General features: G+C 59.0%; 25 protein-coding genes. 8 read left to right on the top strand and 17 right to left on the bottom strand.

Features of this window, described 5'->3' with window-relative positions:
• The 8 genes from PHT20_RS13620 to PHT20_RS13655 all read right to left on the bottom strand — a co-directional run.
• A partial coding sequence (locus PHT20_RS13620; RefSeq protein ID WP_301020931.1) for a DEAD/DEAH box helicase family protein occupies positions 1-769 on the bottom strand: 769 nt, incomplete at its 3' end.
• Positions 770-1,245: 476 nt separating this feature from the next.
• Positions 1,246-2,358 (bottom strand): uroporphyrinogen decarboxylase, encoded by a 1,113-nt coding sequence (gene hemE / locus PHT20_RS13625; protein WP_301020932.1) that lies wholly within the window; start codon positions 2,356-2,358, stop codon positions 1,246-1,248.
• A 67-nt stretch (positions 2,359-2,425) separates the two neighbouring features.
• Entirely contained in the window at positions 2,426-3,622 is a 1,197-nt protein-coding gene (locus tag PHT20_RS13630; RefSeq protein ID WP_301020933.1) for a cytochrome b/b6 domain-containing protein, read from the bottom strand.
• Between the two features lie 42 nt (positions 3,623-3,664).
• The gene (locus tag PHT20_RS13635) at positions 3,665-4,150 is read right to left on the bottom strand and encodes a diheme cytochrome c (protein WP_301020934.1); all 486 of its coding nucleotides are present in this window, start codon (positions 4,148-4,150) and stop codon (positions 3,665-3,667) included.
• 33 nt (positions 4,151-4,183) lie between these two features.
• The gene (locus PHT20_RS13640; protein WP_301020935.1) at positions 4,184-4,552 is read right to left on the bottom strand and encodes a DUF1924 domain-containing protein; all 369 of its coding nucleotides are present in this window, start codon (positions 4,550-4,552) and stop codon (positions 4,184-4,186) included.
• A gap of 43 nt (positions 4,553-4,595) precedes the next feature.
• On the bottom strand, positions 4,596-5,066 hold the full coding sequence (locus tag PHT20_RS13645) for a cytochrome C (protein WP_301020936.1): 471 nt from the start codon (positions 5,064-5,066) through the stop codon (positions 4,596-4,598).
• A gap of 105 nt (positions 5,067-5,171) precedes the next feature.
• A complete protein-coding gene (locus tag PHT20_RS13650) occupies positions 5,172-7,328 on the bottom strand; it encodes a thioredoxin family protein (RefSeq protein WP_301020937.1) in 2,157 nt (718 codons plus the stop codon).
• Between the two features lie 64 nt (positions 7,329-7,392).
• On the bottom strand, positions 7,393-7,749 hold the full coding sequence (locus PHT20_RS13655) for a DUF167 family protein (RefSeq protein WP_301020938.1): 357 nt from the start codon (positions 7,747-7,749) through the stop codon (positions 7,393-7,395).
• A gap of 50 nt (positions 7,750-7,799) precedes the next feature.
• On the opposite strand from PHT20_RS13655, the gene PHT20_RS13660 reads away from it, so the two are divergent.
• From PHT20_RS13660 to phaP, 4 genes are all read left to right on the top strand, one after another.
• The gene (locus PHT20_RS13660; RefSeq protein WP_301020939.1) at positions 7,800-8,153 is read left to right on the top strand and encodes a zinc ribbon domain-containing protein YjdM; all 354 of its coding nucleotides are present in this window, start codon (positions 7,800-7,802) and stop codon (positions 8,151-8,153) included.
• A 79-nt stretch (positions 8,154-8,232) separates the two neighbouring features.
• Positions 8,233-9,090, top strand: a complete 858-nt coding sequence (locus tag PHT20_RS13665; protein ID WP_301020940.1) for a creatininase family protein — start codon at positions 8,233-8,235, stop codon at positions 9,088-9,090.
• Positions 9,091-9,984 carry a DMT family transporter gene (locus PHT20_RS13670; RefSeq protein WP_301020941.1) on the top strand — a complete coding sequence of 298 codons (894 nt, stop codon included), beginning with the start codon at positions 9,091-9,093 and terminating at the stop codon, positions 9,982-9,984. It abuts the gene before it with no gap.
• 178 nt (positions 9,985-10,162) lie between these two features.
• Positions 10,163-10,708, top strand: coding sequence for a TIGR01841 family phasin (gene phaP / locus PHT20_RS13675; protein WP_301020942.1), 546 nt, complete (start codon positions 10,163-10,165; stop codon positions 10,706-10,708).
• A gap of 83 nt (positions 10,709-10,791) precedes the next feature.
• Here the strand turns inward: phaP and PHT20_RS13680 are convergent, their stop codons facing one another.
• Positions 10,792-11,709 carry an AEC family transporter gene (locus tag PHT20_RS13680; protein ID WP_301020953.1) on the bottom strand — a complete coding sequence of 306 codons (918 nt, stop codon included), beginning with the start codon at positions 11,707-11,709 and terminating at the stop codon, positions 10,792-10,794.
• 19 nt (positions 11,710-11,728) lie between these two features.
• Between PHT20_RS13680 and xerD the strand changes: the two genes are divergently transcribed.
• A complete protein-coding gene (gene xerD / locus PHT20_RS13685) occupies positions 11,729-12,670 on the top strand; it encodes a site-specific tyrosine recombinase XerD (RefSeq protein WP_301020943.1) in 942 nt (313 codons plus the stop codon).
• Positions 12,671-12,698: 28 nt separating this feature from the next.
• Here the strand turns inward: xerD and PHT20_RS13690 are convergent, their stop codons facing one another.
• Together PHT20_RS13690 and PHT20_RS13695 are read right to left on the bottom strand one after the other, a co-directional pair.
• Positions 12,699-13,958 (bottom strand): HDOD domain-containing protein, encoded by a 1,260-nt coding sequence (locus PHT20_RS13690; protein WP_301020944.1) that lies wholly within the window; start codon positions 13,956-13,958, stop codon positions 12,699-12,701.
• Positions 13,955-14,806 carry a ferritin-like domain-containing protein gene (locus tag PHT20_RS13695; protein ID WP_301020945.1) on the bottom strand — a complete coding sequence of 284 codons (852 nt, stop codon included), beginning with the start codon at positions 14,804-14,806 and terminating at the stop codon, positions 13,955-13,957. The genes PHT20_RS13690 and PHT20_RS13695 overlap by 4 nt, the downstream gene beginning before the upstream one ends.
• A 42-nt stretch (positions 14,807-14,848) precedes the next feature.
• Here PHT20_RS13695 and PHT20_RS13700 point away from each other — a divergent pair, with 42 nt between their 5' ends.
• Together PHT20_RS13700 and PHT20_RS13705 are read left to right on the top strand one after the other, a co-directional pair.
• Positions 14,849-15,373, top strand: coding sequence for a gamma carbonic anhydrase family protein (locus PHT20_RS13700; RefSeq protein ID WP_301020946.1), 525 nt, complete (start codon positions 14,849-14,851; stop codon positions 15,371-15,373).
• A gap of 19 nt (positions 15,374-15,392) precedes the next feature.
• Positions 15,393-16,379 carry an Hsp33 family molecular chaperone HslO gene (locus PHT20_RS13705; protein ID WP_301020947.1) on the top strand — a complete coding sequence of 329 codons (987 nt, stop codon included), beginning with the start codon at positions 15,393-15,395 and terminating at the stop codon, positions 16,377-16,379.
• 36 nt (positions 16,380-16,415) lie between these two features.
• Here the strand turns inward: PHT20_RS13705 and PHT20_RS13710 are convergent, their stop codons facing one another.
• The 5 genes from PHT20_RS13710 to PHT20_RS13730 form a co-directional block, all read right to left on the bottom strand.
• The gene (locus tag PHT20_RS13710) at positions 16,416-16,739 is read right to left on the bottom strand and encodes a cell division protein ZapA (protein WP_301020948.1); all 324 of its coding nucleotides are present in this window, start codon (positions 16,737-16,739) and stop codon (positions 16,416-16,418) included.
• The gene (locus PHT20_RS13715) at positions 16,736-16,993 is read right to left on the bottom strand and encodes a DUF904 domain-containing protein (protein ID WP_301020949.1); all 258 of its coding nucleotides are present in this window, start codon (positions 16,991-16,993) and stop codon (positions 16,736-16,738) included. The genes PHT20_RS13710 and PHT20_RS13715 overlap by 4 nt, the downstream gene beginning before the upstream one ends.
• A 182-nt stretch (positions 16,994-17,175) precedes the next feature.
• Positions 17,176-18,648, bottom strand: a complete 1,473-nt coding sequence (locus tag PHT20_RS13720; RefSeq protein ID WP_301020950.1) for an NAD-dependent succinate-semialdehyde dehydrogenase — start codon at positions 18,646-18,648, stop codon at positions 17,176-17,178.
• A 127-nt stretch (positions 18,649-18,775) separates the two neighbouring features.
• Complete coding sequence (gene gabT, locus PHT20_RS13725; RefSeq protein WP_300084037.1) at positions 18,776-20,065, bottom strand: 4-aminobutyrate--2-oxoglutarate transaminase; 1,290 nt, start codon at positions 20,063-20,065, stop codon at positions 18,776-18,778.
• A 124-nt stretch (positions 20,066-20,189) separates the two neighbouring features.
• On the bottom strand, positions 20,190-21,092 hold the full coding sequence (locus PHT20_RS13730) for a DMT family transporter (protein ID WP_300084039.1): 903 nt from the start codon (positions 21,090-21,092) through the stop codon (positions 20,190-20,192).
• A 114-nt stretch (positions 21,093-21,206) separates the two neighbouring features.
• Here PHT20_RS13730 and PHT20_RS13735 point away from each other — a divergent pair, with 114 nt between their 5' ends.
• Positions 21,207-22,202 carry a quinone oxidoreductase gene (locus tag PHT20_RS13735; protein ID WP_301020951.1) on the top strand — a complete coding sequence of 332 codons (996 nt, stop codon included), beginning with the start codon at positions 21,207-21,209 and terminating at the stop codon, positions 22,200-22,202.
• Positions 22,203-22,261: 59 nt separating this feature from the next.
• Here PHT20_RS13735 and PHT20_RS13740 read toward each other — a convergent pair.
• On the bottom strand, positions 22,262-24,609 hold a 2,348-nt coding region (locus PHT20_RS13740; protein ID WP_301020952.1), incomplete at its 5' end, for a hypothetical protein.

The raw sequence follows: 24,609 nt of genomic DNA on the forward strand, positions 1-24,609 counted from the left end.
ACACCACGGCGTCGGCATCAAACTGGGCGTTAAAGCGCGCTTTGAAGCGCTCTTCCAGCTGCGGGGTGAGGTTGATCTCAGGCACCATCACCAGCACTTGGGCTTGGGGCTGGCGCGCCAGCAACTGCGCAGTGCAGTGCATGAAAACCTCGGTTTTGCCACTGCCGGTGGCACCAAACAGCAAAAATGGCCCAGGATTTTGGTTAAATTGGCCGATAGCGCTTGTCTGCTCTGCACTGAGTGCTATTGTTTTTGAGTTTTCTTCAGGGTGGGGCTGAGGTGGGCTCAAGTCGCCCGGTGGGCTGGCTGCACTGTCGGCTGTGGCTGGTGCAGGGGTGACGGCTCCTGCCGCTGCTTTGGCCAGTTTTTTCAGCTTGCGTGCCAGTTGCACGCTGCTGAGGTCGCGCAGTTGGGGTGGCAGCGCCGCCAGTGCCACTTCGCCCGCCGAGCGTTGGTAGTAACTGGCGGCAAAACTGATCAGGGCGCGCCAGTGGCGGTTGAGCGGGGGCAGGGCATCCAGCACGGCACTGACCGGGCGCAGTTTGTCGACATCCAAAAACTTCGTGGTATCTGACACAGCATCCGTAGGCTCCCACACCACGCCCAGTGTTTCGCGTTGACCCAACGGCACCCGCACCAAACTGCCTGCGGGTGCCAGCGTGGGGCTAAGGTAAGTCAGCGCACCGGCCAGTAGGCTGTAGGCCGGCGTGTGCACCAGCACGTGGATCAGATGCGGGGTGCTGGGGGGCAGTTGCGCTGGGTTGTTCAAGTTAACTTCAGAAAAAGCGGTTAAGTGCTTGATTTTGAGGTGCTTTTCAAGTCATCCAAGTTTTCTGTGGATAACTTTGTTGATAAGGTCATGGCAACGCCGTCCAGGCCTTGAAAATCAAGGCTTTTGTTAGTTTGCACAGAAAAGTAGCAAAAAATTAAATCCATACAAATCAATCACTTAGGTTCGCTATGGGTTTGCTAGCGATGCATGCTTGGCTGATCTGTCAGATTGCATCAAGCAACTTTTTTTGTGAATAAGTTACAAATATTTTTGCCTTAAAAGCCCCTGATATCGGTTTAAAAGTGCTAAGCACGGGTCAGACAAGGGCAAGCGTGGATGTCACAAAACATGCCTGCAAGCTGTCGACCTTCGCTTGCAGGCAAGTCAGCAGGCACGAGGTGGAAGGAGCAGATTCAAGCCACCCACTCACGCGAACGGCCTCAATTTCTTAGGGGTTGGGCAGGTCGCAGACGTTAGCAGGCGCCGCGCATCAACCTGGAGTGGTGGTGCACGGCTTGCACCAACGCCGCCACATGCTCAGGCGGGGTGTGTTGGCTGATGCCATGACCCAGGTTGAAGATGTGTGTGGGGCCAGTGTCAAGACCGGTGTGGGGAGTGCCAAAGGCGTTGAGCACCTTGAGCACTTCGGTTTCGATTTGCGTGGGTTGGGCAAACAGCACGTTCGGGTCCAGGTTACCTTGCAGGGCTTTGCTGCCGCCCACTTGCAGCCGTGCGCGCGCCAGGTTGACGGTCCAGTCCACGCCCAGCACGTTGCAGTCAAGCTGTTCCATTTCGTCCAGCCACAAGCCACCGCCTTTGGTGAACACAATGCTGGGAATGCGCGCACCATCCCAGGTTTTGTGCAACTGCGCCAGCACCCGGCGGGTGTAGGCCAGGCTGAATTCCTGGAATGCGCCGTCGGCCAGCACACCCCCCCAACTGTCAAAAATCATCACGGCTTGGGCGCCGGCTTCAATTTGGGTATTGAGGTACAGCGCCACAGCATCGGCGTTGATCTGCAAAATGCGGTGCATCAGGTCGGGGCGGCTGTACAGCATGGTTTTGACCAGGCGGTAGTCGTCAGAACCTGCACCTTCAACCATGTAGCAGGCCAGCGTCCAGGGGCTGCCGCTGAACCCAATGAGGGGCACTTTGCCATTGAGCGCTTTGCGGATAGAAGTCACGGCATCAAACACATACTGCAGCTTGGCCATGTCAGGCACTTCAAGCTTGGCCACTGCGGCTTCGTCACGCACGGGGGTGGCGAATTTGGGGCCTTCGCCCAAGGCAAAACTCAAGCCCAGCCCCATGGCATCAGGCACGGTCAGGATGTCGCTGAACAAAATGGCCGCATCAATGGGAAACCGCTCTGCGGGCTGCAGTGTGACTTCGGTGGCGTAGTCCACGTTGGTGGCCAAGCCCATGAAGCTGCCCGCTTTGGCGCGGGTGGCACGGTACTCAGGCAAAAACCGCCCGGCCTGGCGCATCATCCATATGGGGGTGTAGTCGGTGGCTTGGCGCAGGCAGGCACGCAGAAAGGTGTCGTTTTGCAGGGGGGCGTAAGGGGATGGGTTGGAAGTGTTCATGTGTCAATTATCGCAAGCCATCAAGCCGGTCCAGACGCGGCGGTTTTTTGACTCGCCGCACGGTTGATCAAGGTTTGGAGGTGGCTGCTGCTGGCGCTGAAGCCACAGGCTTGGGGGCTTTGGGAATGTGCATGGCGGCATCTTCAAAGGTGCCATCGTCTGCATCGGCATGGCAAGCGGCGCAGTTGTTTTTGGTTTTGACCAAGGGATTGGCCCAGTCTGCAGCGGCAATCTCGTGGTGTTTGTCTACCCAGTAAGGGGTCTCGGTGATACGCAGCGGCGTGGCTTCTTTGGGCACAGATTGCTCAATCTTGAACGCTGCTTCCACCAAGTGCTTGTCGGCAGAGTTGTCCACCATGAATTTCAAAATTTCATCGGTGGTGGCTTTGTCAAAGCCCAGGTCAGAACCGAAATGCTGGTCTTGCTCGGCCATCATTTTGGTCCAGGAGCGCGCTGGCAACAGCGCGGGATAAAACACTGCGTGGCAAGCACCGCATTCATCGCGCCAGAGTTTGTTGTCAGCCAATTGCTTGCCAACAAACTTCACATGTGGCTCTTCGCCAATGCCTGACTCCAGTTTGATGTGCCATTTTTGGTTGTCTATCGTACGGTCAATGGCATAGGTAAACCACCAACCAGCAAAACCTAGCATGGCCAGCAGCATGATGCCCGCCACCAGTTTGTGGCTTTGAGCCACGGGCGTGCCCGCCTGCGCTTCTTTGAACCCGGTGACCATGGAGCGTGCCAAATTCTCTTTGTGCATGACACTTTCAACCACCACACCGGTGATGTGCCCCGCCACCACCAGCAGCATCACTATGGCGCCCAGGTTGTGAATATTTTTAAGGACCTGAATTTGCGCAAAGCTGAACCAACCCGCCGCAATGCCTTGCTGTTCATCACCTCCCAAGGTGATGATGCCAGTGACGCTGACCACTGCCGCCATCACCAACAAAATGTAGATGGCCATGCTGCCCGTGGGGTTGTGCCCCACATGCCGTGGCGCATGGCCGGTGGCCACAAGCTTGAGGTAATCAATGGCCTCTTTGGGGCCAAACCAAAAGCTGGAAAAACGCGAAAAATGCGAACCCGCAAACCCCCACACCAACCGAAACACCACCAACCCCAACATCAAATACCCAAAAAACACGTGGATCGAGCGCCACCGGTCGCCGTCGCTGGTCAGCCAGGCTATGGCAAAGCTTGAAGCCAGCGTCCAGTGGAATAAACGGGTGGGCAAATCCCAGATCAGGGTGCGTTGCATGGGGGAGGCTTTCATTCAGTCAGTGGGGGGGGACAAACCAACTCAGTTGGGAATGCGGGTGCTGTTTTCGTTGAAATCACCGCGTTCTGCGCCTTGGTGGCAGGCGGCGCAGTTGCCCTTGCTCTTGACCGATGCACGGCTCCACACCGCTGGGTCAATGTTGCCCTTGCCAATGTGTTTGACTTTGAACCATTCGCCATCGGTGATGCGCAGAGGTGCCGCGCTTGATGTCCAGCGGTTGGACTCGTAAGTGACCAGATAGTTGGTGATTTCAGCGTTGTCAGCTGCAGACAAACTGGCGTCGGTGCCAAAGTGTTTGTCCAATCCGCCCATGACTTTTTTCCATGACGCGGCAGGCAGCAAGCCGGGTGGGTAAGCCATGTGGCAGCCAGAACATTCGGCAACCCATTTGGCGTTGCTTTGGCTTGGCATGACCGGGCGACCCCGGTCTTCACCGTTGTATTTCGCGCAGGCGGCCAGTGACAGCGATGCCATGGCGAGCACGAGCAGGGGTTTAGCGAATTTCATGGTGTGGGCCTTATTTGACCGACAGCACGTAGGTCATGAAGTCACCCTTTCTTGGGTGGTGCAGGCGCGACCCAGGGCGTCGTTGCAATTGCGTTTGAACCATTTTTCAACTTGCGCAGCATCGGTGAAGCGCTTGGCGTTCACGCTGGGTGCCAGCGGGTCGATGGCTTTGTTGGTCTTGGCGTGTTTGCCCACATTCTTGGGGGAATCGGTGTGGCAAGATGCACAGGAGAGTTGATTTGGGCCGACGGCGTGGTAGATCTTTTCGCCCGCTGCGACGCTGAAAGTGCCTTTGGTTTCAGCTTTGTAGCCGTCCAAAATGGGGTTGGCAAACACGGTGGTGGCGGCCATTGGCAAGGCAATGATCAAGCTGGTCAGCAGGCGGGATGGTTTGATGGACATGGTGTCTCCTAAAAGTTACAGGGAAGGGAAAGCAAAAAGTGAATCAACGCGGGATACGGATGTTGTGCTCGTTGAAGTCGCCATTGGCGGCATTGACGTGGCAGGCCTGGCAATTGGACGGGCTTTTGACCGAATTGCGACTCCAGACATCGGCCTTGACATGGTTGGTGCCGTGTTTGCGGGTAAACCAAAAGGCTTTGGTGATGCGGTTGTCGGGTGGGGCTTCGCCAATTTCTTGCGAGTTGGCCACCAGCCATTGCGTGATGGCTTTTTGGTCGGCGTCAGCCAGGCTGGCATCGGTGCCGTAGTGCTTGTCCAGCGAGCTCATGACTTTTTTCCAGGAAGAAGTGGGCAAAAAGTTAGGCCGGAAAGCAATGTGGCAAGAAGAACATTCTTGCGCCACTTTGGGGCTCAAAGCCACGCGACGGCCGCCGCCTTCGCCTTCTTCTGCAACGGCCAAGCTGCTGATGCCCATCATGGCCAAACCGAGTGTGAGTGTTGTGAAACGTTTCATGAAAAATCTCCTTTAAGAAGTAGGGTTAAGCCTAACCCTGAAGTCTTAAGGGTTCCTTAGATTTGCCATGTGCAAGGTTGATCTTTGTCAAATTGGGTAGATGTTTTACAGGGTTAACCCTGCCAGTGCCGCATGCACTTCAGCGGGGCTCAAAATTTCAGACAGCACCACTGGGGCGCGACCCGTTTGGTACAGCACGTACACCGGCACGCCATTGCGCCCAAGCCGCGCCAGCGCGGCGGTGATGGCCGGGTCGCGGCGAGTCCAGTCGGCACGCAACAAGCTGACTTTTTTGGCGGCAAAGTCAGCCAGCACCTGGGCATCAGCCAGGGTGGTTTTCTTGTTGTATTGGCAGGTCACGCACCAGGCCGCAGTGAAATCCACAAACACGGGCCGGCCCTGCGCCAGCAGCTCATCGACCTTGCCCGGTGCCCAGGGTTGCCACAGGGCCGTGCTTGCGCTGGTCTGGGCAGGCTCCAAAGGTTTGATGACATTTTGGCCTATAGCGCTTGTCAATAGTGCGAGAGCAGCTATTGAAAAAATAGCAATCAAGCCTTTGCTGCGCCCCTTCAAGCCCAAAGCCCAGATCACCAGTGACAAGCCCAGCAGCAGCGCCAGCAAGGCAGCGGCGCCGTCAATGCCGGTTTGCTGCCCCAGCACCCACACCAGCCAAACCACTGTGGCAAACATGGGGAAGGCCATGAGGTGGCGAAAGGTGTTCATCCAGGCGCCAGGCCGCGGCAGCATGGCGGCCAGCGCGGGCGACCAACTGGCCGCCAGGTAGGGCAACGCCATGCCAACCCCTATGCTGGCGAAAATCAGCAAGGCTTGCGCCGCAGGCAAAGCCAAAGCCAAGCCCAGTGAGGCGCCCATGAACGGCGCGGTGCAGGGCGAGGCAATCAACACCGCCAGCACGCCAGACAAAAAAGCATCCAGCGTCGGGTTTTTGGCTTCGAGCGTGGCCAGACCGCTGGGTACCAGTTGGCCAAATTCAAACAGCCCTGCCAGGTTCAGCCCAATCACGGTAAACAAAGCCGCCAGCCCCGCCACCACCAGCGGCGACTGCAGCTGAAAGCCCCAGCCCAGTTGCTCGCCAGCGCTGCGTAAGGCCAGCATCAAGGCACCCAGTGCCACAAACGACAGCACCACGCCGGCGCTGTAAGCCAGCCCACCCAAGCGCTGGCGCTGCGGGTCATGGGCATGCAGGGTAAAGCCCACCACCTTGATGGCCAACACTGGAAACACACAAGGCATCAGGTTCAAAATCATGCCGCCCACCAACGCGCCCAGCAGTGCCAGCCAAAGGGTAGTTGGCAGGTTGGCAGGGGGTGGGGCGGGCAAGGTGTTTGAAAGCGAGACTGCGGCTTGTGTGCTGCCAGGCGCGGCCACAGGTGGCCAGCTGCCGCTGACTTGCGCTGTGCTGGCAAAGCCCACCCGTGCTCCTTGCACCGTGGCGGCCAGCACCAAAGGCATTTCAGTGGGGCTGCTGCTGCGCTGTGGGGAAATCGGCACTTGCGCCGTCCACAGTGCGCCTTGCCAGCGTTGTGTCCATTGGGCGGCGGTTTCAATCACCTCGGGTGTTTCAGGAAAAAAATCAAGTGTTTGGCCTTGCAGGCTGGCAGGCAGCCCCGGCACACTGATCTGCAGGGTGTGACCGTCTAGCGTGATGTGGCTGCCCACATTCAGCGGGCTAGGCAGTGCTTTGAAGGCCGTTTCAAATGCCATGCCGTTCCCGGCGGTTGACCCTTTCACGGGCAAGCGCAGTTCAAACTCGCCGTCTTGCGGCACACATTCAAGCTTGCACACCAGCCAGCTGGCTTGCAGCTTGACCAACAGCTCTGGGTTGAGGGCGTTGGGTTTGAAGTCTGGCGTGATGGTCAGCGGCACCGGCAACAGCACGGTGTTGGCGTAGCCGTAGTTGGCCAGGTTGCCAATGGGCAATTTTTGGGGCACCGGCCAGGCAATGTCACCTGCCAGCACGCCGGGCGGCAGTGTCCAGCTCAAGGTGGTGGGTTGGCCTGAGTCGCCTGAGTTTTTCCAGTAGGTGTGCCACTCGGGCTGGTGAATCAGTTGCAACCCCACCCAAACCGGTTCACCCGGTGTGATGCCGTTGGGCGCGTGTGCCATCAGCTCGGCCTTGATCTGCTCGGTGACCACGGTATTTTTTAAGCCAATTTGGCCTCTAGCGCCCGTAGATATTGCGCAAGAAGCTATCAAAAATATTATGTATAGCAGTCGGCTGAAGTGTTTGAGTGGGTTCATGGTGGGGTTGGAGGGTGCCCGGTGGGGAGAAGTTCAACGGCCAGTCTGGCAAACGCTGGGTGGCTCAGTCAGCAGCGTCAGCGTCAAACAGCGAACTTTGGTCTGCTTGCTTGGTGAACACGGCCGGTAGCTTGGTAGGGGCTTTGATGCGCAACTGTTTGTTGACATTCATGCGGCCAAACACCACTTCAATGTCAGCGGGCGTGACGCCAAAGTGGGGCGCCAAAAAGCGCAGCATGTAGTCGGTGGCGCGGCCAGCCACCGGGGCAGCAGTCACGCTGACCTTGAGTTGCTTACCAAACGGCTTGCCAATGGCGTCTTTGCTGGCGCTGGGTTTGCCCAGGATATTGACCACCAGCACATCGCCGTCCCAGGCAAAGAAGGAGTCACCGGTGAGGTTGCGAGATCGTTTTTGAGTCATGGCCGGATGATACCGACCTCTACAATTCGTCACTTTGACGTGGAATCATCATGAGCAATTTACCTGCCTGCCCCCAATGCACCCTTGAAAACACCTACCCTGATGGAGACAACTATGTCTGCCCAGACTGTGGTTTTGAATGGCCGCAAGCTGCGGCCGAAGCGGGCGACGGTGCCGCAGAGGGCGCTCGCGTGGTGAAAGATGCCAATGGCAGCGTGCTGGCCACCGGAGACAGCGTGATTTTGATCAAAGATTTGAAGGTCAAGGGCTCGTCCATCGTGCTCAAAAAAGGCACCAAAATCAAAAGCATTCGCCTGCCTGAAGGTGCTGGTGACCACGAAGTGGATTGCAAAACCGACCAAGGCGCGTTCATGCTGAAGGCCGAGTTCATGAAAAAGGCCTAAGGCATTGGCTTGGTCACGCCATCTGATTGCTTGGTTGAACATTCACCCTGCCGCATCCTCATCTTTTGAGTTTTTTTAGATGACCACTCCCTCCCGCTACGCCTCCCGTTATTGGGCTGACTGGACCACTGCCGACTTTGCAGCCCTGCAAGCCAGCGGCCAGGCTGCGCACACGGTGGCGCTGTTGCCGGTGGCGGCCACCGAGCAGCATGGCCCGCATTTGCCCGTGAGTGTGGACACGGTGCTGGTCAATGGCATGGTGGCGGCGGCTTTGCCACAGGTGCCAGAGGCGGTCAAGCTGCTGGTGTTGCCAACGCAGGCTGTGGGGTTGAGCCCTGAGCACGCCCGTTTTCCTGGCACCCTGACCCTGAAAAATGAGACTGTCATCCGCTTGTGGACGGATGTGGCCGAGGGCGTGGCCGCTTGTGGCATCCGCAAGCTGGTGCTGTTCAATGCCCATGGTGGCAATGTCAGTGTGATGGATATGGTGGCACGTGACCTGCGTGCGCGCCTGGACATGCTGGTCTACAGCGTGAGCTGGTTCAATTTGCCGCTGCAAGATGCGCAGGGCGGTGATGTGAGCGCCCTTTTCAGCGCCCAAGAGCACCGCTTTGGCGTGCATGGCGGCGACATCGAGACATCTTTGATGCTGGCGCTTGACCCGACGCACGTCAAACTGCATTTGGCGCAAGACTTTGCCTCTACCGCCCAGCAGCGAGCGGCGCAATTTGACCTGTTGGGCAATGGCCGCAGTGCCAAACTCGCCTGGCAAATGCAAGACTACAACGCCGCCGGTGCTGTGGGTCATGCAGCCAACGCCAGTGCCAGCAAAGGTCAGGCGCTGCTGGCGGCGGCGGCACAGGCGCTGGCCAAGCTGCTGACCGAAGTGCATCAGCTGCCCTTGAGCACGCTGCAGTCAACTTTGCCGTCACGTTAAGTGGCACCTGAGGACTTATTTGCCCTGGGTGCAGCGGCCTGTTGGGCGCTGGGCAGCGTGATGTCGGTCACACCATCGCGCCATCTGGGTGCGTTTGCCTTCACACGCTGGCGCATGTTGATGGTGGCGGTGATGCTGTGGACGGTGGTGGTTGCGGCTGGCAAATGGCAAAACTTTGATGGGCACGCCTGGGGGCTGATGGCGTTGAGCGGCTTGGTGGGCATTTTTTTGGGTGACACCGCGCTGTTTTCAGCCATCAACCGTTTGGGGCCGCGCCGAGCCGGCGTGTTGTTTGCCACCCATGCGGCGTTCAGCGCGGCGCTGGGCATGCTGGTGCTGGGTGAGCGCATGAGTGCGCAAGCCTTTGCCGGTGCCGTGCTGACCTTGGGTGGGGTCATGTGCGCCATGCTGCTGGGGCGCCACAAAGACGAAACCCACGCCTGGGAAGCAGATCGGGGCGATGTGCGCACCGGGGTGATGTTGGCGCTGGCGGCCGCGTTGTGCCAGGCACTGGGCTCACTGATTGCCAAGCCAGTCATGGCCACCCAGTTTGACCCGGTGCTGGCCTCTGCGCTGCGCGTGACGGTGGCCACCTTGGCGCAGTTTGCCTTGCTGGCGGCTGGCTTCAAGGCGGCACGAGCGCAAACCCCGCCCACGCTGCGGGTGCTGGTGCAAACCGGTCTGAATGGGTTGGTGGCCATGGGCATTGGCATGACGCTGGTGCTGTGGGCACTGGAGAAAGGCGACGTGGGCATGGTGGCCATTTTGTCGTCGGTGTCGCCGATCTTGGTGTTGCCGTTGTTGTGGTTCAAGTTCAAGCGTGCGCCTGCGCTGGGCGCCTGGGCAGGTTCGGCGTTGACCGTGCTGGGCACGGCCTTGATTTTGTGGCGTTGAGCTTCTCTCTGGCTTTGTCAGCAGTTTTAGACTGCGCAACTTAAATTAATTTGCTGCATTGCAACAAAAAAGCTTGCATCGGCTCGGGTTAACCCTATAATTCAAACCATGCTGCAGTGCAACATATTGATGTAAAGCAGCTATTCTGTCCATTCATCTACCCTCTAAGGAATTTACCATGTACGTTACTGCTGACCAAATCGCCGCTGCCAACAAAACCAATTTGGATGCCGTTCAAAACCTCGCCACCAAGTCTTTCGCTGGTGTTGAAAAACTGGTTGAACTCAACATGGCTGCTGCCAAGGCCGTGATCACCGAGTCTTTCGCTCACGCTCAAAACCTGTTGGCTGCCAAAGATGCGCAAGCCCTCATGGCTTTGCAAACCAGCTTGTTTGCCCCCACCGCTGAAAAAGCTGTGTCTTATGGCCGTCATGTGTATGGCATCTTGGTTGAAGCCAGTGCTGAAGTCACCAAAATGGCCGAAGGCAAAGCTGCTGAAGCCCAAAAATCTTTCAACCAAGTGGTTGAAAACGTGGCCAAGAACGCACCTGCTGGCACTGAATCTGCCGTGACTGTGCTCAAGAGCGCCCTGGCTTCCAGCCAAAGCGCCATGGAATCTGCCCAAAGCGCTGCCAAGCAAGCTTTGGCCATGGCCGAGAGCAACATCTCTGCTGTGACTGAGCAAGCCCTGACTGCTGCTGCCAAAGTCGGTCAAAAGGCCTAAGTTTCACACCGTGGCTTGCCACGGTTGAGATTAAAAAAAGCACCTTCGGGTGCTTTTTTTGTGTGCGGCGCGCTTGAAAAGCTTCACGCCAGCAGCCCCCGCAACACCCCCAGCGCCAGTGGCAAACTGACCATGCCCAACACGGTAGACACTGTGACCAAGGCCGCCACATAAGCGCCGTCGTAGCCCATGCGCGCGGCCAACACATAGCAGCTTGACGCGGTGGGCAGTGCTGAAAACAGCAACAACACCGTGCTCTGCACCGGGTTCAAGGCAAACAGCAGGCACAAGCCCAAAGCCAGCAGGGGCATCAGCAAGTGCCGAATCAGCAGCAGCGCCAGCCCCAGCAGCTTGGCATGGTTGAGTGCACTCAGCTGCATGCCGGCTCCGGCAGCCATCAGCCCCAGTGCCAGCGATGCCCCTCCAATGCGCGTCACGGTGGGTTCCAGCCAAGCGGGCAAGCTCACCCCGGCCAGGTTAGCCACCAAACCGCTTGCGGTGCCAAAGATGAGGGGGTTGCGCACCAGTTCGGCCAAAAAACCGCGTTGGTTGTGCCGCGCCATGGGCCACACCGCGCCGATGTTCATCAACGGCACACTCACCCCAATTAGCAAGGCGATCACCAGCAAACCTGGCGCACCGGTCAGCCGCTCGGCCAAGGCCAACCCAATGAAAGAGTTGAACCTGAATGCAATTTGGGCGCTGGCCGCATGCTGGCGTGCCGCCATGTGGCGTTTGAGGCCTGGCCAATAGGGCACGCTGTAGGCCATGGCAATGCCACCCAAGCCCAGCGCCCAACCCGCGCCCACCAGGTTGCTGGCGCTGCCGATGTCCAGCGGGCTTTTCAAAATGGAGTGAAACAGCAACACCGGGAAAAACAAAAAATACACCAGCTGCTCCACTTGGCTCCACACCGTGCGGTTCAGCGGCGTGAAGCGGCAGATCAAATAGCCGATCAAGATCAAGGAAAAATCTGGAAAAAGCAGTTGCGCAAAATTCATCCAGCGAGAATAGCAGCCCATGCCATCCCCCGACCACCCCACGCGCGTTGACCCCTGCCCACTGCCGCCCAACCCGCTGATCGACACCTTCATTGATGCGCTTTGGCTCGAAGCTGGGTTGTCTCAAAACACCCTGGCCGCGTACCGGCGTGACTTGGCCCTGTTTGACCAATGGCTGCAGCCGCAGTCTGTGTCGCTGCTGCAGGTGACAGAGTTTCACCTCAACAGCTACTTTGCCGACCAGCACGCCCTGACCAAGGCCACCACCGCTAACCGCAGGCTGACCGTGTTCAAGCGGTTTTTTCGCTGGGCTTTGCGTGAGCAGCAGGTGCCAGCCGACCCCACCCTGAAGCTGCAAGCCGCCAAGCAGCCACTGCGCATGCCGCACAGCTTGACTGAGCCGCAGGTGGAAGCCTTGCTGAACGCGCCAGATGTGAACGAGGCGCTGGGCGTGCGTGACCGCACCATGCTGGAGCTGCTGTACGCCAGTGGCCTGCGGGTGAGCGAGTTGGTGAGTCTGAAAGTCATCAACGTCAGCCTGAATGACAACGTGCTGCGGGTTTTCGGCAAGGGCAGCAAAGAGCGACTGGTGCCGTTTGGCGAAGTGGCCAGCCTGTGGCTCAAGCGTTACCTGGCGCAGCCCAGAGGCGAGCTGCTGGCCGGGCAACAGAGCGAAGCCTTGTTCATCACCCAGCGCGGTAGCAGCCCCGGCACGGCCATGAGTCGGGTCATGTTTTGGATGCTGATCAAAAAATATGCTGCTTTGGCTGGCATCAGCGCGCCGCTGTCGCCGCACACCCTGCGCCACGCCTTTGCCACCCATTTGCTCAACCACGGTGCAGACTTGCGTGCGGTGCAAATGCTGCTGGGGCATGTGGACATTTCAACCACCACCATCTACACCCATGTGGCACGCGAGCGGCTCAAAACCCTGCATGCACAGCACCATCCGCGGGGTTGACGGGTTCACCGACAAACCCGTGGGTGGGTTACAGCGTCATGTTTTGCGCCCACACCAGCGCTTGCAAATGCGCCAGGTTGACCTGGTCGCCAGTCAGCTGCAAAGCGGTGGCGTGCTGGGCAAAGGCGGCGTCGTCGGCACTTTCGCAGGCCAGTGTCAGGCTTAAAAATGGCGCCAGCACGCCGCACTGGTGCAGCAAGGCGTCGGTCACGGTTTGTGGCAAGGGCATGCTGCCCAAGGCGTCTTTCATGGCCATGCCCAGCATGGCATCGAGCATGGAAAAAATGCCCACCACAAACGCGTTGTCACATTCCTCTGGGGGGAGCAAATGCGTGGCCAACAGCTCCATCAACCGTCCGCGCACCACGGCCGCTTGGCTGACAGCTGGGGCACAGCCGTCACTGCGGGCGCTGGCCAACAGCAGTGCCGCCCAGCGAAACAGTTTTTTCAACCCCAAAATCATCACCGCATGCTTGAACGAGGTGATCTCGCAGCGCAACCCAAACCCGGCTGAATTGATGAAGCGCAGCAGGTTGAACGACAGCGTGGGGTCGTGCTTGAGCACTTCTTCAATCTCGCTGGTGCTGGCTTCTTGGCGCACCAGATGGATGAGTTGCAGGATGGCCGCTTGTGCTGGGCGCAGGGTTTGGCCTTTGATCAGCACCGGCTGGGCAAACCAATAGCCCTGAAACAGCGCAAAGCCAAGCTGTTTGGCATGCTCAAACTGCGCAGCGGTTTCAACTTTTTCAGCCACCAGTTTGGCGCTTGGGTTTTGCTGGGCCTGCTGCACCAGGCTTGCGTGTTTTGCCGGCTCAAGGCTGGCCAAGTCGAGCTTGATGAAGCTGGCCAAGCCCAACCAAGGCGCATAGGCCGGGCTGAGCACGGTGTGGTTAAAAGCCAGCTTGAAGCCGCGTGCGTGCACCGCCACCAAGCTGTGCCAAAAGGTGTCGATGTCTTGTGGGGTGTCTTGATCCACAGGCAACGGGCCCACTTCAAGCACCACATGCTCGGCGTCCACCAGGTCTAAATGGCCAGCGGCAAGCGTAGCGTGTGTGCAGTTGATGAACAGTGTGGGCTGGCCACTGAATTCCTCGGGCGTGGCATCGGTCAGCAGGTTAAACAGCAAGGCGGCATCGCTGGCAGAGGTGAATGCTTGGGCGCTGGCGCTGCGGTCAAACAGCTCGTGCGCCACCACCTGGCCTTGGGCATTCAAAATAGGCTGGCGCGCCATGCTCAACGTCATGGGGGTGGTGGCCAGTGTGGGGCGGTCAGCGCGCGGTGGGGTCATGGGGTGGGCTCAGTGTGGCTGGCGTGTTGCAAGGCGGCCAATTCTGGCTCGGTAAACCCGGCGGCACGGCGGGCGGTCAAGTTGAATGGGCCTTTGAGCTGCGGCGCGTGGTAGCGCTGCGCCAGTTCGGCATAGGTGGTCAGTGGGTTGAGCTGGCGCTGGGTACACAAGTGGGCATACCAGCGGTTGCCAATGGCCACATGGCCAATTTCGTCGCGCAAGATGATGTCCAAAATGGCAGCGCCCGCTTGGTCCCCCACCGAAATAAGCCGGTTGCGCACCGCCGGGGTGGCATCAAGCCCGCGGGCTTCCAGGGTGCGGGGCACCAGTGCCAGCCTGGCCAACACATCGGCTTGGGTGCGCTCGGCCATGTCCCACAAGCCATCGTGCGCGGGGAAGTCGCCATAGGCAAAGCCCATTTGCAACAGGTGCTGCTGCAGCAATTCAAAGTGCAAGGCCTCTTCTTGCGCCACCTGCCACCAGTCGCGGTAAAACGGCTCAGGCATGTGGGCAAAGCGCCAAACCATGTCGAGTGCCAGGTTGATGGCATTGGCCTCAATGTGGGTCAAGGCATGAATCAGCCCGGCGCGGCCAGTCAGCGTGCCCACGGCGCGGGTTTTCAACTGGCTGGGGTGCACCAGCAGCGGGCGTGTTGGGCGGCCAGGCAGTTGGGCGGGAGGCGGCAACACCTCAGTGGGGTCAATGGCCCAGGTGGTGAGGTCAAGTGCCCGCACCTGAGTCGCTTTGTCTTGGGTGGAGGACAGACTTAAAAACTGCAGGGCTTGGGCGCGCAACGAGGGCAAAGGCATAGGCGGGGTCATGCAGGGCGAGGTATCAAGCGCGGTCATGGGTTCCCTACAATTCTAGGCAAATGATTTCAAAGGACGATGATGGCAATTTATGAAGTCGATGGTATCTGCCCGCAGTTGGTTGATTCAGCCTGGGTGGCCGACAGCGCAGAGGTGATGGGCGACGTGGTGCTGGGCGAAGAGGTGAGCATTTGGTTTGGCGTGGTGGTGCGTGGCGACACCGCGCCCATCCGCATTGGTGCGCGCACCAACATTCAAGACTTGAGCGTGCTGCACGCAGACGTGGGCATGCCTTTGCACATTGGTGCAGGCGTGACGGTGGGGCACAAAGCCATGCTGCATGGCTGCAGCGTGGGCGACGACAGCCTGATTGGCATTGGCGCGGTGGTACTCAACGGCGCCAAAATTGGCAAGGGTTGCCTGGTGGGGGCGGGCGCTTTGGTGACCGAGGGCAAAGAATTCCCCGATGGCGCCATGATCATTGGCAGCCCCGCCAAAGCAGTGCGCCAGCTCACCCCTGAGCAGCTGGAAGGCCTGCGCCACAGCGCCGATCATTACGTGGCCAACGCGCAGCGCTTCAAGGCCACTTTGCACAAAATTGCCTAATTTTTTTGGTACCTATCCAGTGTCTGAACTCCATAAATTCATTTTTGACGGCTTGCCCGTGCGTGGCGCCGTGGTGCGCTTGACCGATGCCTGGGTTGAAATTTTGCGCCGCAGAGCCCACAACACCACCCACGGGGCATACCCCGAGCCAGTGCAAAACCTGTTGGGTGAAATGACTGCTGCCGCGGTGCTGATGCAGTCCAACATCAAATTCAACGGTGCGTTGGTGCTGCAGGTGTTTGGCGATGGGCCAGTCAAACTGGCGGTGGTGGAGGTGCAAAGCGATTTGGCCTTGCGCGCGGCGGCCACGGTGCAGGGCGATGTGCCGAGCGCGGCCAGCCTGAGCCAGCTGGTGAATGTGGGCAACACTGGGCGGTGCGCCATCACGCTCGACCCGCAAGACCGCCAGCCAGGCCAACAGCCTTACCAAGGTGTTGTGCCGCTGTATGGTGATGCACATGAAAAACTGGAGCAATTCAGCGACGTGCTGCAGCACTACATGCTGCAAAGCGAGCAGCTAGACACCACGCTGGTGTTAGCTGCCAACGACAAAGTGGCCGCTGGCTTGCTGATTCAGCGCTTGCCCATGGCTGGCACGGGCAACTTGGCGGGCCATGCAGCCCAAGCCGATGAAGACCAAATTGGCTTGAACGAGCACTACAACCGCATTGCCCTGCTGGCAGCCAGCTTGAAGCGCGAGGAGCTGTTGACGCTGGACGTTGAGACCGTATTGCACCGCCTGTTTTGGGATGAAGGCCTGTTGCGTTTTGAGCCTATGAAGGGCGCCACCGGGCCGCATTTCGCATGTTCATGCAGCCGTGAGCGCGTGACCCGGATGATTGCCGGGCTGGGGGAGGCAGAAGCTCAAAGCATTTTGCAAGAGCAGCCCCGCATTGAGGTGGGTTGTGATTTTTGTGCTGCGCAGTACCGTTTTGACGCTGTGGATGTGGCTCAAATTTTTCGCCAGCCAGACGAATTGCCACCGGCCAGTACCATCGTTCATTGACATTGGCTGCTGTGAATCCAGGCCGAGCGGTGGTGTCTATATCAACAGGTGTCCGTCTTGCCCCAAGGCATCGTCCAGGCGCTTGAGCAAGGCATTCAGTTTTTGACTGTGCTCAGGTGTAGCCACTGCGCTTGGGCTGGCTGGCTTGGCCTGGTGGGCAATTTGGTCAGCCAGGTCGAACGCCAAATTGAGCGCGGCCAGCACCGCAATGCGATCCCGGGCACGCACTTTGCCGGCTTCACGAATGCGGCACATGGCGGTGTCGACTTTTTCAACCGCATCGAGCAAGCGCGCCTCGCCCCCATCGGGGCAACCCAGCAGGTAGCTTTGCCCCATGATCTGAACTTCCAGTTGTTTCATGAGCTTGTCCGCTGCGGTGTTGTTTTGAAGGCCGGTTGCACGCCGCCGCCGCCAACCTCAGCAGGCAGTCGCTCCAGCAGGGCATCCACCCTGGCGCGCGCCGCGTTCAGGCGGCTTTTGAGCGAGTCGCGCTCTTGCGTGAGGGTCTTCACCTGGGCGGCCAGCAGGGCGTTGGTGCGCACGAGTTCTTCATGGCGCACCAGCAGGTGCTCCACGCGCTCGGTGATTTGGTCAATGTGAGTGGTTTCCAGCATAGGTGCAGATTGTAAAGATGCACCAGCATGGCCGACAACACTGCCACGACTCGTTACACACAGAGTGCACAGAAACTGTCATGTTCATGGTGGCTACAACGAGTCGCCAAAATTTATGATTTTTTGGCCTCTAGCGCTTATGGAATAAGCGTAAGAAGCTATTGATTTTGACGATTTGAGTGTTATTTCAGAACATCGCCCACGCACACGTATTTGATTTCCACATAGTCGTCAATGCCGTGGTGCGACCCCTCGCGGCCCAAGCCCGACTGCTTGACGCCACCAAACGGCACGTGCTCGGTGGCCAAAATGCCCACGTTCACACCCACCATGCCGTACTCCAGCGCCTCGCTCACGCGCCAGATGCGGCCAATGTCGCGGCTGTAGAAGTAGCTGGCCAGACCAAATTCGGTGTGGTTGGCGGCAAAAATGGCCTCGGCTTCGGTGTTGAACTTGAACACCGGGGCAAAGGGGCCAAAGGTTTCCTCACGGGCGCACAGCATGTCAGGGGTGGCATCGGCAATCACCGTGGGCTCGAAAAACAAGCCTGGCAAACGCTTGCCGCCACACAGCAATCTTGCCCCTTTGGCGACGGCGTCTTGCACATGGCGCTCTACCTTTTGTAGCGCAGCTTCTTCAATCAACGGCCCTTGGTTGATGCCATCCTCAAACCCGTTGCCGACCTTGGCGGTCTGGACCTTGGCGGCGAACTTGGCCACGAACTCATCGTAGACACCAGCTTGCACATACAGGCGGTTGGAGCAGACACAGGTTTGGCCGGCGTTGCGGTACTTGGAGGCAAACGCGCCTTCCACCGCGCTGTCAATGTCGGCATCGTCAAACACGATGAACGGTGCGTTGCCGCCCAGCTCCAGACTGAGTTTTTTCACCGTGGGGGCGCTTTGTGCCAGCAAGATGCGCCCCACTTCGGTGCTGCCGGTGAAGCTGATGTGGCGCACCACGTCACTGGCGCAAAACACCTTGCCAATGGCGACGCTGTTGTTGGCATCGGCACTCAGAATGTTCAGCACCCCGGCCGGAATGCCCGCGCGCTGCGCCAGTTCGGCCAGTGCCAGCGCGCTCAGGGGGGTCAGTTCAGCGGGTTTGATCACCACCGGGCAACCGGCCGCCAGCGCCGGCGACACCTTGCGCGTGATCATGGCCATGGGAAAGTTCCACGGCGTGATGGCCGCGCACACGCCAATGGGTTGGCGCAGCACCAGCAGGCGGCGGTTGTTGTCAAACTGCGGCAGGGTTTCGCCATTGACGCGTTTGGCTTCTTCGGCAAACCATTCGACAAAGCTGGCGCCATAGGCAATTTCACCCTTGGCTTCGGGCAGTGGCTTGCCTTCTTCGGCGGTCATGATGCGGCCCAAATCGTCCTGGTTGGCCATGATCAGGTCAAACCATTTGCGCAGGATGATGCTGCGTTCTTTGGCGGTTTTGCTGCGCCAGGCTGGCCAAGCGGTTTCTGCCGAGGCAATGGCTTTTTCAGCATCGGCGGCGGTCATGTTGGCCACATCGGCCAGGTGTGCGCCGGTGGCCGGGTCGGTGACGGCAAAGCGACTGCTGCCCGCCACCCACTGGCCGTTGATGAACGCATCGGTTTTGAGCAGGCTGGGGTCTTTGAGTTGGGACAGGGGTGATGAGGTCATGATGAGTCCTGAATTTATAGATGAAATAAGGCTATAGCGCTTATGGAATAAGCATGTGTAGCTATTTAAATGATTGTAATCATGAGACCGTCAAGCGCTACACCAACAGGCCTTGACTGCGCCAGGTTCAAGCCAATGCAGCCAAACTGGCTTGCAAAATGGCCAGCCCTTCGTCAACGATGGCATCGCTGGCGGTCAGCGGCACCAAGATGCGCACCACGTTGCCGTAGGTGCCGCAGGTCAGCAGAATCAGGCCGCGCTGGCAGGCTGTGGCGGCCAGGGCTTTGGCCAGGTTGGCATCGGGTTGGTGCGGGTCGGCGTTTTTGCACAGCTCAATGGCCACCATGGCGCCCAGGCCACGCACCTCGGCAATGCGCTTATCGGCACTGGCCATGGCTTGCAAGCTGGCCATCAAGTGCTGGCCCAGTTGGCAGCTGCGCGCCAGCAGGTTTTCTTTCTCGAACACGTCCAGCACCGCCAGCGCCGCCGCGCAGCCCAACGGGCTACCGGCATAAGTGCCGCCCAAGCCACCCGCAGCGGGGGCGTCCATGATGTCGGCACGCCCCACCACACCAGAAATGGGGTAGCCCCCAGCCATGGATTTGGCCATGGTGATCATGTCTGGCACCACGCCGGCTTGCTCGATGGCAAACCAGGTGCCGGTGCGGCCAGCGCCGGTTTGGATTTCGTCGGCAATCATCACAATGCCATGCTGGTCGCACAAGGCGCGCAGGCGCTGCAAAAAGTCAAACGGGGCCACGTTGAAGCCGCCTTCGCCCTGCACCGGCTCGACGATGATGGCGGCTACGCGGCTGGCTTCGATGTCGTTCTTGAAGATGGTTTCAATCGAGGCCATGGCGTCATCCACGCTCACCCCATGCAGCGCGTTGGGAAAATCAGCGTGAAAAATCTCGTTGGGAAATGGCCCAAAGCCTATTTTGTAAGGCGCCACTTTGCCGGTCAGCCCCAGCGTCAGCAGGGTGCGGCCGTGGTAGCCGCTGGTGAAGGCAATCACGCCCGGGCGCTGGGTGTAGGCGCGGGCGATTTTGATGGCGTTTTCAACGGCTTCGGCACCAGAGCTTAAAAACAGCGTTTTCTTGGCAAAGTGGCCCGGTGCCAAGGCGTTGAAGCGTTCAGCCAGTGCCACATAGGGCTCGTAAGCCAGCACCTGGAAGCAGGTGTGGGTGTAGCGGTCGATCTGGTCTTTGACCGCCTGGCTGATGTCGGGGTGACAGTGGCCGGTGTTGAGCACCGCAATGCCGCCGGCAAAGTCAATGTAGCGGCGTCCTTGCACGTCCCACACCTCGGCGTTGCTGCCACGGGCAATGAACACTTCGTGGCTTTGGCCCACCCCGCGGGGGATGGCAGCTTGGCGCCGCGCCATCAGGGCGGCATTGGTGGTGGAGGCAGCGTTCATAAATTTCCTCAAGGTGAAGGGGTAGGGGGTGAGGGTAAGCGCAAGATGTGTGGGTAAATTTTAGGCAGCGATCAGCGTTGAAACAGAGACAGTTGGTTAGCACCCCAAGGTGCCAATCGAGGCTTCAGCGCCGTGACGACACCGCTATGCCGCCCACAATCAAGACAAAAGCCACCGCATGGTACAGGTGTGGTACTTCGCCCAAAAATGCGCTGGAGAGCACCGCCGTGAACAGCGGCGTGAGGTTGATGAAAAAGCCCGCCATCGACGGCCCCGCGCGCGACACCCCGGCGCCCCAAGAGCGGTAAGCCAGCAGCGCCGGCCCGAGTGAAATAAACAGCAAGGCAGCAGCTACCGGCCAGCTCAGCGCCAGGCGCCCCAAGCCCAATGCCCATTCAGACCCGGCAAACAGCCCCGACCAGACCAACCCAAAGGCAATTTGTGCCAGCAAGAAGGCTGACCAATCGCGCTTGATCTCGGGCGGCTCGGTGGTGGGGTGCACCAGCATCCAGCTGTAATAAGCCCAGGCGGCGCTGGCCAGCAGCATGTACACATCGCCCGCCACCAGGCGCACCTGCAGCAGCACTGCCAGCTCGCCACGGCTGAGCACCACCATTACCCCGGCAATCGACAGCACCGCCCCCAGCCATTGCTTGACCGAGATGGGCGTGCCAAAAAACACCCGGCCTATCAGCAGCATCCAAACCGGCGTGCTGGAGCCCACCAGTGTGACGTTGATGGGGGTGGAGGTGTTGAGCGACAAATACAGCAGCGCGTTGTAGCCGCCAATGGCCAGCAGCGCCAGCACCACAAAACGCCGCCAGCTTGGCCACAAAGCACTGCCACGGCGCAACACGGGTGCGGCCAGCGGCAACAAAAACGCAAAAGCAATCGACCAGCGCAGAAAATTCAGCGTCATGGGCGACACCAGCGGTGCCACCACCCGCCCCACCACCGCATTGCCCGCCCAAAGCAGGGGAGGCAGGGTCAACAAGGCGGCGGTTTTGAGGGTGATGGGGGCGTGCATTAGGCTATTTTCTCAGCTAATCGTGCCGCTTGACTGGCACTGTCATGTGCGTGACAGCGCCAAAAAAGGGCATTTATTTCGTGGCAACATGTTTTCATTTGAAAGGAAACTGGCATGACATCACAAACTTCTCGCGCCATCCGCATTGACCAGCACGGCGGCCCGGAGCAACTCAAGCTGGTGACTGTGGCCGTGGGTGAGCCTGGCCCGGGCGAAATTCGCCTGCGCCACCATGCAGTGGGCTTGAACTTCATCGACGTCTATCAGCGCAGTGGCTTGTACCCCATGAGCCTGCCGCAAACTCTGGGCATGGAAGCCGCCGGGGTGGTGGAGGCTGTGGGCGAGGGCGTGACGCATCTGCAGGTGGGTGACCGCGCCGCCTATGCCAGCCAGCCCCCGGGCAGCTATTGCGAACTGCGGGTAATGCCTGCCAAGTGCGTGTGCAAGTTGCCTGATGCCATTGCCTTTGAGACCGGCGCGGCCATGATGCTCAAGGGCTTGACGGCGCAGTATTTGCTCAAGCGCTGCAGCCCGCAGGGTGGGCTGCAGGCGGGTGACTTTGTGCTGTTTCATGCCGCCGCCGGTGGCGTGGGGCTGATCGGTTGCCAGTGGGCCAAAGCCTTGGGTCTGCGCTTGATTGGCACCGCTGGTTCTGATAAAAAATGTGCTCTAGCGCTTTCCAATGGTGCAGAGTTTGCTATCAATTACGCAAAAGAAGATTTCTTGGCTCGGGTCAAAGACATCACCGCAGGGCGCGGCGTGAAGGTGGTTTATGACTCGGTGGGCAAAGACACCTGGGACAAGTCGCTTGATTGTTTGAGCCCGTTTGGCCTGATGGTGAGCTTTGGCAACGCGTCTGGCCCGGTGGCACCGTTTGCGCCCGGCATTTTGGGCCCCAAGGGGTCGATTTACGTGACCCGGCAAACCCTGTTCAGCCACATCACCTCGCGCGAGAGCACCCAGGCCATGGCCGATGATTTGTTTGCCATGGTGACCAGCGGCCAAGTCAACATTCACATTGACCAGCACTACAAGCTTGAAGACGTGCAGCAAGCCCACCGCGACCTGGAAGCGCGTCAAACCACCGGCTGCACGGTGTTGACGCTGTAGGTTTGCTCAAGTGTGCAGCTACGTATCTGGCGCTATGACTTGGCGCTGTAACTGACGGGTCAAGTGGGCACAGCTACCGGGTGGGCTTGCAGGCTTGAAATCAACTGCGCCAAGGTGTCGCTGTTGATCTTGGTCTGAAAGTGAATGTGCACGCCCTTGTCTCGCAGCTCAGGCAAGGCCTGCAGCGCTTTGAAAAACTGCCGGGCACTGTCAATCTTCTGTTTTTCCTTAGCGGGAATGTCGCCCGGGTTGTCATAGCCCTTGGTTTCCACCACCAAATACACCGCCTGCGCGCTGCCGCCCTGCACCAGGGCGTAGCCAAAATCAGGGTTGTAGTTGCCAGCCGGGGTGGGGATGTTGATTTTGGGCAGCTTGGCAAACACCGTGATCTGGGTCTGGTTGGATTCGTCTACCGTGCGCCGCTCAATGTTGCTGTCAACCGGCATGAACGCATCGGTGAACAACGACCGAGCCTGTACCTCGGCGTTGCTGATGGCGTGGGTTTCAACCCCGCACAGCGACACGGGAATGGCATCGAGCAGCTCGCCCTTTGTGTCGGTCAATGAGGTTTTGACGCGCACTTCACGCAGCTCATAGGTGACCTTGTTCACCAGCAACTCATACACGCAGCCCAGCATCAGGTCGCGCAGTGCGGTCAGCGCCCGGTTTTCGTTGTGGCGAATTTGCGCAAACTTGTCCGCAGGCATGCGGCCCAGAATGCTGGCCACGGTATGCATGCTCAGTTTGGTTAGGTTGGCCAGTTCCTGCACAAACTCAGACAAGCTGTAGACCGACTGCGACAGCACCTCATAGCTGCTTTGCGTGCTTTTGGCCAGGTGCAGGCGCTCTACCGACTCGGTGCGCGTCACACTGATGCTCATGGGGCGCACCTCAAAATCAGTGGCCATGCGTGCCAGCACCTTTTGCGTCAGTGCCTGCGGGTCAAGCTCGTAGCGCAGCACGGCATCACGGTTCAGGTTTTGCCAGAGTTCTTTGAATTTTTGGAAGTTGCCTGCGTTGATGCGAATGCTGGGTTTGGGTGTGTCGCCCTTGCGTTTGACCTTGCCGTAGCCTTGGTAATACGTCTCCAGGTACGTCAACGTGGCGCTGGCATTTGCTGCACTCAGGCCGGGTACTTGCGTCAATGCGGCCTCAATGCGGGCGCGTTGCTGCATGTGCAGCGTGGCATTGGGCTGCAGCACCAGCGCGTCTTGGGTCATGTCAATCGTGCCCGCGCCGCATTGCGCAAGGGCTTGAAACAAGGCTACGGTCACAAATGGGCCAAGTTGAATGCCGCTTAATGCCAGCGACTCCTGGGTCATGACTCTTGCCACCCGCAGCACGCTGTGGGCAGCAATCTCGGCTTGAATGGATTCGACAAAATCGCCCTCACTGGCAGGCACCACCACCACCAGTTCGTTGACCTCGTCAAACGCCGGGTCGTCAGATTGCACCCGCTCCAGCTTTTGGTTGACTGCCAGCCGCAAGCCACGGCCAATTTGCTGCAGCTTGGTGATTTTGGAGTTGCTGGGAGCCAGCTTGCACAGGGTAAAAATGTTCGGGTTGTCCCAGCCTTCTTGCAGCGCCCACATGCTGAAGATAAAGCGCAGGTCGGTGTCAAAACTCAGCAATTTTTCTTTTTCTTGCAAGATCAGCTTGATGGCTTCTTCTTCGCCTTTTTCGCTGTGTGAGCGGGCAAAGTAGCCCTTGTGCACCCGGCCAATGTCGGCCGCACTGCGCTCCAGGTAAGCGCGGTAACCGGCGTCGATCTCAGGCCGCGCCAACACTTGCTGCAACTGGGCGCGGTAATGCCGCTCAAACGCCACGCGGATGACGGCGGGTTTGTGTCCCTCAGGCATGTATTTGGCCACCGCGTCAATAAAGAACAGGCTCAAGGCCTTGATGCCGCGCTTGAACAGCGCCTCTTCGCGCTCAAAGTGGTTGGCAATGCTGCGCTCAATGATCAGCGCCTGGGTTTGCTCGGCCAACATGCCGTAAGACGTGGGCTCAGCGTAGGGCAGGGCAAAACCGTTGGTGAACAGCACCTCTTTGCCGGTCACGCTCTCCACCACATGGCCGTCCAGAAAACCAATCTCGGTTTTCTCGCCCAGGTTGTCTTTGGCCTGCAGCGCCACCGTGGCGTTTTTGCCGGCGATGGTCTGAAAGCTTACCTGCGCGGTGCGCTCTTTGGCCGTGCCGCTGGCGCTGGTGAAACACAGCACTTGCGCCATGTCTGCCCCTGCGCCCACGGTGTCTACCGTGATGCCTTTGACCAGCCGCTGGCGAAACGCCTCCAGGCTGTCGAGGGTGTAGACCAGGTTTTTGTACTTCAAAGCATCGGTGTCGCCTTTGAAGGTGGCACCAAAGCGGATGGTCAGCAGCGGGTCGAATTTGCCCAAATACTCTT

Origin of the sequence: Rhodoferax sp. (assembly GCF_028715765.1) — a bacterium.
Classification (GTDB): domain Bacteria; phylum Pseudomonadota; class Gammaproteobacteria; order Burkholderiales; family Burkholderiaceae_C; genus Rhodoferax.